Origin of the sequence: Candidatus Pseudoscillospira sp. SGI.172 (assembly GCF_050313575.1) — a bacterium.
GTDB lineage: Bacteria > Bacillota > Clostridia > Oscillospirales > Oscillospiraceae > Vermiculatibacterium.
The window spans coordinates 204,871-213,130 of record NZ_JBNPLQ010000002.1; the positions used below are offsets into that span (position 1 = coordinate 204,871).

Here is an 8,260-nt window from a genome sequence, read left to right on the forward strand (position 1 = left end):
ATCCCTCCGCCCTGACAGTGTACGCAGGAAAAGGCCCGGGTATGACCTGTATATTTTGGGGCCCTGCGGCCCATACTTTGGAAGAACAGAAGGAGGAGTGCGCTGTGATCAAAGGGATCAGCCGGCGGGTCATTGTGGTCAAGTCTCCGGACCGCCGTTTTTTCGAAGAGGCCATTTTTATTGTTCGTGAGGGTGCCATCGGCTCGGGAGGAGTGACCGCAGAGCAGGTAGTGGAGGAGGCACGGCGAGTGGCCGATGGATTTGTCAAAAAGGGGCATATCCAGTGGTATCAGAAGATCCCGGCACCCGGCTATGTGGCGGCGGGCGCACTGCTGGCCACCGTGCTGTGGAGCCTGGCCCTGCTGCTGTAAAGCCAAGCGGACCAAACGGCTCCGGGAGCGGTCTCAGACCGCTCCCGGAGCCGTTTGACTGTTTGGAACATTACTGGGGACGGGCTACGATGACCCGGATGCGGCCTCCATCGGCCACAGCTTTGTCATAGTACCCGGTGAGGGTATAGCCGGAGCGGACCCGCTCCAGGCTGGAGATGCGGTAAGTGTTGTTCTCCAGCTCATAGACCGACACGGAATCCCATACAGGGAACGTGGTGTTGTTTTGAGCCGTGGCGTTGGAGGCGTCTGCGGAAAGCAGCTTCAGACTGGTGAGCTTGACAAACTTGCTGGGTGCCTGCAGGGGCCCCTGGATGCAGATCGGGCCCACCGCCTGGTTCAGAATGCCGTTTTGCAGGACATAGTTGTAGCTGACTCCCGCCACGTCATACTGGTAGATGCCGTTGAGAACGGTGGATCCGCCGTAGGAGACGTCGGTCTCCTGGACGGAAGTGAGGATGCCGTAAGAGTAGAGGTCGCCGGTGGCGTCGTCCAGAATGAGCGCATCGATCTCTCCGGCGGCGTTTTTATGGGCGAACTTCACGTCTTCACTGTCCAGACTCATGCCTGCCAGACGGCTGGCGTAGAGCTTGACAACGGCACCGTCGCTGTTGACGTCCAGGATCTCGGCACCGGATGCCAAGATGGTGTTGCCGATCTTGGTGCCGGTGGAGTTGACCTTCCCGGAAAGGGAGGACTGGTTCAGACGGACCACCTTCGCGCTGCCGGAGGAGAGAGTGATCTGGACCAGGCTGCCCGCCTTCAGGGAGGAGGATGCCTCCACAGGGTAGGAGTAGGAATTGCCGTCGGTGGCGGTGAGCGTGACGGTCTTGGCGGTGTAGGAGTTGCCGTTGGCGTCGGTATAGGGGGCGTTGGAGACGGAGGTCACAACGCCGTAGAGGGTGCCGGACACGCTGCCGGAAGCGGCCACTGCGGCCACGCCGCCGTCCCGGCCCAGCAGCAGGGTGACGGTGTCGCCGGTCTTGTATGTGCCCAGGTTGGACAGGGAATAGGCTGCGTCAGCGGTCTCAAGAGCATAGGTTTTGCCCGCCACTGTCACGGCGGTGGGATTCGAGGCACTGGGAGAGACGGCCTGATAGAGACCGGTGACCTTGTTGCTGTACGCCCACAGGGTGCGCATGGACTTGGACCAATAGATGACGTCGTTTGGCTGGAGGGCGGACAGCGAGGAGAGATTTCCGCCCCGGTAGACGGTGGCTCCGGCGAGATCAAAGTTTACCTTGTCCCTCCAGCTGCCGGTCATCACCACCGGACCGTCCATGGCCGCGTTGATGAGGGCCACCCGGTCGATCTCCCCGGCGGGGGTCAGGGAATGACCCAGCGTGGTGAGGTAGATCTGTCCGCTCTTGTTTTTGGCAGTGAGCAGGTTATAGAGCAGGTACATGGCATCCTGACGGGACATGGCAGAATTCTGGCCGATGGTGATGCCCTCGTCCAGGTCCAGGTTGCGGTAGAGCGTCATCTGCCCGGAGGGCCAGGCACCGGAAAAGTCCGCGTCGCTGTACCCCAGCAGGCGCACGGCCATACTCACGCCCATGGCCAGGGTGATGGGCTCGTTGGGGTGGAAGGTTCCGTCCAGATAGCCGTTGACATATCCGGCGGAGACGGCGGCTTCCACATAGGGAGCCGCCCAGTGGGTGTAGGGTACGTCGGGGTAGGGGGAGACCGTGGTGGAGGCCCCCACATTTTCTCCCATGGGAGAGGCGGCGATGATCAGCTTGGTAAACTCCGAGCGGGTCACGTTCCGGGTGAGCATCAGATCGCCGTTTTCATTGCCCGTCATGATGTCCAAAGCCGAGAGCACCTGGGCCATATCGTCGGTGCCCGCCTGAACGCCGTGGGCGGCGGGGAGGAGGCTGACGGTCAGAACGGCTGCTGTCAGGCCGGAAAAAAGTCGTTTTGTATTCATATGCTTCCTATCTCCTTTAATCGTAGCGCAGGGCATCGATGGGGTTGAGACGGGCGGCCTTGTTGGCGGGCAGGTAGCCGAAGAGAATGCCCACGCCCACGGACACGCCGAAAGAGACCGCGATGCCGGTCAGAGTCGGAATGGCCACGAAGCCGTCGTTGCCGGTTTTCAGAACGAAGGCAATGACATTGGTGAGGATGTTGGCCATGATGATGCCGAGCACGATACCGATGACGCCGCCGACGGCGGAGGTGGTGCCCGCCTCAATGATGAACTGGCTTCGAATATCCTTGCGCTTGGCGCCCAGGGATTTTCGGACGCCGATCTCCCGGGTCCGTTCGGTGACCGAGACCAGCATGATGTTCATAATGCCGATGCCGCCCACCAGAAGGGAGATGGCGGCGATGAGAATGAGGATGGCCATGAGAGTGTTGAGCATGGAGTTCATGGCGTCCAGCATCTCGGCGCTGGACATGACGAAATAGGTGTCCTTGTCTTGGAAAACCTTGAAAAGCTTGTTTTCGATGATGCCCTTGGCCGAGGCTGAGGTGTCCTTGGAGGTGCTGTTGAAAAGGTAGAAGTTCACGGAGCCGCTGCCGTTCAGGGTCATGGCGTTTTCATAAGGGATGAAGATCACGTCGTCTCCGCTGCCTGCGGTGGAATCTGCCTTTTCAGAGAGGACACCCACCACAGTGAAGGGGCTTCCCTGGATGGTGAGGGTCTTGCCGAGGGCGTTTCCCTGAAAGGCCTCCTGAGCCAGATAGTTGCCGATCACGCACACGTTCTGGCGGCGGGAGACATCGATGTAGGTGAGAAAACGGCCGGTCTCCAGCTTTTCTCCGGACATGGCCTGGTTGCGGGAGGCGTCATAGTAGAACTCGCTGACGCCGTAAGTGCTGGTGCGGGTGTATTCGTCGCTGCCGTGGCGGACGGTGCCCACGGTGCGCACATAGGGGGAGACGCCGGAGAGGTAGCCGGGGTATTTGTCTACCAGGGCGTACATATCTGCGGGATCCACCGAGCGGGAGGACATGGTGCCGCCGCCCCGGCCGGTGATCTGAACCTGGATGAGGTTGGCGCCCAGCTGATCGAACTGCTTGTTCATGTAGTTCTTCATGCCGTTGCCCAGACTGGTGATGATGATGACGGCGGCCACGCCGATGATGATGCCCAGCATGGTCAGCAGGGCCCGCATCTTGCTGGTGCGCAGGGATTTGATGGCGAGGCGGAAAGACTGGCCGAAGTTCATGTGGGTTCCCCCTCTCCCAGAATCTCCTGATACTCCTCGGCGGAGACCACGGCCCGCGGATCGTGGGCGTTTCCGTCATAGATGATCTTGCCGTCCTGAAGGCGGATGATGCGCTTGGCCTTGACGGCAATGGAGTTGTCATGGGTGATGAGGACCACCGTGTCTCCCTCTGCGTTGAGCTGCTGCAAAAAGGTCAGCACCTCCCGGCCGGTGCGGGAGTCCAGTGCGCCGGTGGGCTCGTCGGCCAGGATGACGGAGGGATTTCCCGCCAGAGCCCGGGCGATGGACACTCTCTGCTGCTGTCCGCCGGAGAGCTGGGAGGGGAGATTTTTGCGCTTTTCCGCCAGCCCGACCCGCCCCAGAGCCCGAAGGGCCCGCTCATGCCGCTGCGCGGCGTCCACACCGGCGTAGAGAAGGGGCAGCTCCACATTTTCCTGGACAGTGAGCTTGGGGATCAGGTTGTACTGCTGGAAGATGAAGCCCAGCATCTTGTTGCGGATCTCCGCCTGCTGGTCGTCCTCCATGGTGGAGACGTCGATGCCCCCCAGGTGGTAGGTGCCCGAGGTGGGGACGTCCAGGCAGCCGATGATGTTCATGGCAGTGGACTTTCCGGAGCCGGAGGAGCCAACGATGGCCACGAACTCGCCGGGGTCGATGGCAAGGCTGACCCCGTCCAGGGCGTGGACGGATTCCTCGCCCATCCGGTAGATCTTATAGACGTCTCTGAGCTCGATGAGGTGTTCCAAGGACTCAGCCTCCCATCATCATGTTCATGGCGCTGGAGGCGCTGTTTTGAATGTAGACGGTTTCGCCCTCGGTCAGGCCGGAGAGGATCTCGATATAATCGGAGTTGTTGCGGCCCACGGTGACTTCCCGCTCTACCAGCTTGGTGGGATCGACGATGTTGCCTTTTTCGTCCAGAGCGCCGTCGCCGGCTACCAGAACGGTGTTGTTGCGGCTCACAGCATCCACGGGGACACAGAGAACGCTGCCGGCCTCCTCCACGATGATATTGGCGGAGACGTTCATGCCGGGGTAGAGCCCGGTCTGGGCCAGCGTGCTGCCGTCCCCGTCCACCGTGACGGAGACGGGGTAAGTGGTGGAGCCGTTGACCGTGGTGCCGTTGATGTTGACTTTCTCCACCAGACCGGTGAAGGACTGCCCTTCCAGCGCGTCGGCTGTGAAGCGAACTTTCTGGCCCACTTTGAGCTTGACCACGTCCAGCTCATCCACATTGATGTCGAAGGTGAGGCGGGACATGTCGTAAATGACCGCCATGTAAGTGGAGGCACCGGCGGTGGTGGCGGTGGTGGGGTCCACGTTGTCCCCGGCCTTGTATTTTTTCTCGATCACGGTGCCGTCGATGGGGGAGGTGATGGTGTAGTCGTCCAGGCTGTCCTGGGCGCGCTGGAGGTTGTCCTGGGCATTGCGCAGGGAGAGCTTGGCATTGGACAGAGAGATGGCCGCGGCGTCGATCTGGTCCTGCATATCCTTTTCCTTGAACTGGCCCACGATCTGGCCGTCGGTGACCCGGTCCCCCTCCTTGATGTTCAGGGTCTCCAGTTCCCCGGTGTACTTGGCCACCAGCTGTTTGCTGGCGTTGTACGCAAAGGCTGCCGAGGAAGAGGAAGCGGCGGTGCCCACGCTGGCGGTTCCGGTGGAGGTATTGGACAGTGCGCCGGGGTTTGTGACCACCACAGTGACATTGCGCACCAATGTGCCGCCCGGCCCCACGGAGTCGGTGGCCGAGATCTCGGAGATGCTCCCGTACAGGATCTCCGCGGTGCCGCCCACCGTGACCGAGGCGGGCTGCCCCACGTAAAAGCCGGCGGCGTCGGCGGAGTGGAAGGGGACGGTGAGCTTCATGTTGTCCCGGTCCAGGATATCGGCGATGACGGTTCCCGCAGTCAGGTTGTCACCGGGGTCCACATAGACCTTGTTGATGACGCCGGAGGCGTTGGCTTTGACCTGACGGTCCCGGGTGTTGTCGTTTCGGGTGCGGACCAGGCTGTCGTAATTGAGCTGCGCGGACTGTACGGACAGCTCGGCCTGTTCCACCCCGGTGCGGGCCTGTTTGATGGAGTTTTCCACGTCGGAGGCGTCAATGGTGAAGAGCACATCGTCCTTCCGGATGGTCTGTCCCTCTTCAAAGGGAGCGGTGAGGATCTCGCCCTTGACCAGGGTGGTGGCCTTATAGGAGTCGTTGGGCTTGATGGTGCCGGGGCCGGTGACGGCAACGGTCATCTCCCGCTGCTCGGCTGCGGCGGGCAGATAGTTGCCGGCCAGGATCTGCTTTCCGCCGGCCATGCACTGGGAAAAGATCAGAGCCACCACGGCGGCAATGACCGCCAGGATCACGAACCGTTTGATCCACTTGTTTTTCTTCTTTGGCACCTGGAGCTTGGGCTGCCCCTTGACAGGGGCGGCAGTTTCCTGCGCGATGGTTTGTTCGGCCATAAAATTAGTTCTCCTTCCGATCCGGATAATCACATGATGACAGCTTTACAGTATAGCTGAGGAAAGCGAAAGAACCATAAACGAAAGATTAAAAATCACTTAAGTTCCGGGTGCAGGGAAAAAACCTTGGAAAATACCTCCCGACAGTCCTCCATCCGCTGCAGAGCGATCCCGCGATGGCAGTCCACCAGCAGCATGATGCTGTCGCCGGGGCGTACACCGTAAAGTTCCCGGGCCTCCTTCGGAATGACGATCTGTCCCTTGGGCCCCACTTTGACGGTGGTCATATACTTCCCTTCCAGGAACTTGGATGCGCTGTCCATAGCCAACCTCCTTTCTGAATCGTAAAACTTTTCCTACTTGTGGAACTAAATAGTAAGCCTGACAAAGAAAAAAGTCAAATGAACTTTTTGTAAAGAAAAGGTATAAACATCCTCTAGGACGGCAAAACTATGGCTCGGAGGTGTCAAACAATGAAAAGACCAATGAAAGAGCGCGTGAGTGACTTCATGGCGGGGAAGGGCTTCTACATAGTCCTTCTCCTGTGCGTGGCAGCACTTGGAGTTTCGGGCTATTATCTGTTCTCCGGCATGGAGGATCCCGGTCAGACGGTGTCCGGACCGGCGAAGGTGACGGTGACCGCCGCCCCGTCCGCCATGGCAGTCCCGCCCTCAACGGCTACCCCGCGGCCTGCCGCCACGGCGCGGCCCACAGCGACGGCGGCGCCCAAGACGACCCCTGCGGCCACTGCAGCTCCTGCCCCTGTCACCGCCACCGCCTCGGTGTTTACCTGGCCGGTGAAGGGAGAGGTCCTGCGGGCATATTCCGTAGAGACTCTGGCCTATGACAAGACAATGGGGGACTGGCGGGTCCATGACGGCATCGACATTGCCGCTGCGGCCGGGACCCAGGTCATGGCGCCCGCCGGAGGCACGGTGGCCGACCTTTACACCGACGATCTCATGGGCACCACGGTGGTCATCAGCCACGCCGACGGGGTGATGAGTACCTGCGCCAACCTGGCGGCAGTGCCCTCTGTGGAGATCGGAGACGCGGTGCGCACCGGAGACGTCATCGGTTCGGTGGGGCAGACAGCCATCGGCGAGAGCGCCGAGGCGTCCCACCTTCACCTGTCCATGACAAAGGACGGCGTTTCTGTAGATCCTCTGGACTATCTGCCCCAATGAAAATTGCTTTCATTTAGATAAAAATCTAAATGAAAGCATACATGAAAGACGCGAGAATGTCAAGAAACAAAAAGGACGCCTGTGGGATTTTCCCCACAGGCGTCCTTTTTTGCTTTACTCAAATCCATCCAGGCCCTGAATAGGGACAATGCCCAACATTTCATCGTTGGCCCGACGAAGAGCCTTCTCATCGGAATTGATGATGCATTGGTAAATTTTATAATGAGAATCATCCTCACCGACAGGAGGGAGCCCGGCGCTGTGCCGGCGGCGAAGACGGCTGCTGATCAGCTCGGTGATATGGCTGCGAATAAGTTGCTGCACCATAAATTAAATGTCTCTATACAGTTTGTTGTGGCTCATTTTCACGACTTTATAGTGAAAATTGAAGTCGGCATCCACAAGCTGTTCCAGGATATCATGGTTATCGATGCTGCCATAGTAGACGTCGACCAGCTTGGTATAGTGCTCCAGCGCGCCTTTGAGTTCTTCTTTTTCGGCATCGCTGGCGGAATAGACGGCCAGGCGCATACATTCATATTCCAGCAGGTTGCGCAGTTGGTTGACAGCGTGATACTTGTCCTCACCCTCATAAAAGACAGAGGGTGCACTGAGCGCGGGCCGGAGCGAAAAAGAACACACAAAGGAGCCCTCTCCCACTCGGGTCTCAATAATGCCCAGCGTGTTCAGTTTTTGCAGCGCCATACGTACACTCAGACGGCAAACGTTTCAGCGAACTCAGCCTCTGAGGGCAACTTGTCTCCTGCCTTCCAAATTCCGTCGGCAATGTCCTGCCTAATGGAAGAGCAGATCTGGTCGACAATGGAAACGCGTGTAATTTCCCTTTTGCGTCCGCCGGGACGGCTGAGCTTTTCTTGTTCCATGATGATGCCACCTAAAAAAGTAATGATTGTACATATGTATTCGATTTTTTATTTGATGTCATTCTATTTTCTAAATCTTGTTATACACCCCAACAGGAAAGGCAGAAAAAATAAAGAAAAGCGACTAATCCAAATTCAAGAAAAAAGATAGACCTCCAAGTCCC

10 protein-coding genes are annotated in these 8,260 nt (G+C 58.8%); 2 read left to right on the forward strand and 8 right to left on the reverse strand.

Features of this window, described 5'->3' with window-relative positions; all coding sequences use genetic code 11:
* The first annotated feature begins 104 nt into the window (after nucleotides 1–104).
* Nucleotides 105–371 carry a translation initiation factor 2 gene (locus tag ACQRD3_RS02215; protein WP_080907317.1) on the forward strand — a complete coding sequence of 89 codons (267 nt, stop codon included), beginning with the start codon at nucleotides 105–107 and terminating at the stop codon, nucleotides 369–371.
* 70 nt (nucleotides 372–441) lie between these two features.
* Here ACQRD3_RS02215 and ACQRD3_RS02220 read toward each other — a convergent pair whose 3' ends face one another.
* From ACQRD3_RS02220 to ACQRD3_RS02240, 5 genes are all read right to left on the reverse strand, one after another.
* On the reverse strand, nucleotides 442–2,319 hold the full coding sequence (locus tag ACQRD3_RS02220; protein ID WP_080907318.1) for an S-layer homology domain-containing protein: 1,878 nt from the start codon (nucleotides 2,317–2,319) through the stop codon (nucleotides 442–444).
* Nucleotides 2,320–2,335: 16 nt separating this feature from the next.
* Nucleotides 2,336–3,568 carry an ABC transporter permease gene (locus tag ACQRD3_RS02225; RefSeq protein ID WP_427779545.1) on the reverse strand — a complete coding sequence of 411 codons (1,233 nt, stop codon included), beginning with the start codon at nucleotides 3,566–3,568 and terminating at the stop codon, nucleotides 2,336–2,338.
* Nucleotides 3,565–4,314, reverse strand: coding sequence for an ABC transporter ATP-binding protein (locus ACQRD3_RS02230; RefSeq protein ID WP_080907320.1), 750 nt, complete (start codon nucleotides 4,312–4,314; stop codon nucleotides 3,565–3,567). Before ACQRD3_RS02230 ends, ACQRD3_RS02225 begins: the two co-directional genes overlap by 4 nt.
* A 4-nt stretch (nucleotides 4,315–4,318) precedes the next feature.
* The gene (locus ACQRD3_RS02235) at nucleotides 4,319–6,025 is read right to left on the reverse strand and encodes an efflux RND transporter periplasmic adaptor subunit (protein WP_427779547.1); all 1,707 of its coding nucleotides are present in this window, start codon (nucleotides 6,023–6,025) and stop codon (nucleotides 4,319–4,321) included.
* A 95-nt stretch (nucleotides 6,026–6,120) separates the two neighbouring features.
* Nucleotides 6,121–6,348 (reverse strand): AbrB/MazE/SpoVT family DNA-binding domain-containing protein, encoded by a 228-nt coding sequence (locus ACQRD3_RS02240; protein ID WP_080907322.1) that lies wholly within the window; start codon nucleotides 6,346–6,348, stop codon nucleotides 6,121–6,123.
* 162 nt (nucleotides 6,349–6,510) lie between these two features.
* Here ACQRD3_RS02240 and ACQRD3_RS02245 point away from each other — a divergent pair, with 162 nt between their 5' ends.
* Entirely contained in the window at nucleotides 6,511–7,212 is a 702-nt protein-coding gene (locus tag ACQRD3_RS02245) for a peptidoglycan DD-metalloendopeptidase family protein (protein WP_427779550.1), read from the forward strand.
* Nucleotides 7,213–7,326: 114 nt separating this feature from the next.
* Here ACQRD3_RS02245 and ACQRD3_RS02250 read toward each other — a convergent pair whose 3' ends face one another.
* The 3 genes from ACQRD3_RS02250 to ACQRD3_RS02260 are packed head-to-tail and all read right to left on the reverse strand — an operon-like array spanning nucleotide 7,327 to nucleotide 8,096.
* Nucleotides 7,327–7,539, reverse strand: coding sequence for a hypothetical protein (locus ACQRD3_RS02250; RefSeq protein ID WP_427779552.1), 213 nt, complete (start codon nucleotides 7,537–7,539; stop codon nucleotides 7,327–7,329).
* A gap of 3 nt (nucleotides 7,540–7,542) precedes the next feature.
* On the reverse strand, nucleotides 7,543–7,917 hold the full coding sequence (locus ACQRD3_RS02255) for a FadR/GntR family transcriptional regulator (RefSeq protein WP_427779553.1): 375 nt from the start codon (nucleotides 7,915–7,917) through the stop codon (nucleotides 7,543–7,545).
* Between the two features lie 8 nt (nucleotides 7,918–7,925).
* A complete protein-coding gene (locus ACQRD3_RS02260) occupies nucleotides 7,926–8,096 on the reverse strand; it encodes a GntR family transcriptional regulator (protein ID WP_427779555.1) in 171 nt (56 codons plus the stop codon).
* Between the last annotated feature and the right edge of the window lie 164 nt (nucleotides 8,097–8,260).

Coding starts and splice junctions, on each gene's coding strand:
- ACQRD3_RS02235 (WP_427779547.1), bottom strand. CDS start 6,025: ATGGCCGAACAAACCATCGCGCAGGAAACTGCCGCCCCTGTCAAGGGG.
- ACQRD3_RS02250 (WP_427779552.1), bottom strand. CDS start 7,539: ATGGTGCAGCAACTTATTCGCAGCCATATCACCGAGCTGATCAGCAGC.
- ACQRD3_RS02245 (WP_427779550.1), top strand. CDS start 6,511: ATGAAAGAGCGCGTGAGTGACTTCATGGCGGGGAAGGGCTTCTACATA.
- ACQRD3_RS02260 (WP_427779555.1), bottom strand. CDS start 8,096: ATGGAACAAGAAAAGCTCAGCCGTCCCGGCGGACGCAAAAGGGAAATT.
- ACQRD3_RS02220 (WP_080907318.1), bottom strand. CDS start 2,319: ATGAATACAAAACGACTTTTTTCCGGCCTGACAGCAGCCGTTCTGACC.
- ACQRD3_RS02240 (WP_080907322.1), bottom strand. CDS start 6,348: ATGGACAGCGCATCCAAGTTCCTGGAAGGGAAGTATATGACCACCGTC.
- ACQRD3_RS02225 (WP_427779545.1), bottom strand. CDS start 3,568: ATGAACTTCGGCCAGTCTTTCCGCCTCGCCATCAAATCCCTGCGCACC.
- ACQRD3_RS02255 (WP_427779553.1), bottom strand. CDS start 7,917: ATGGCGCTGCAAAAACTGAACACGCTGGGCATTATTGAGACCCGAGTG.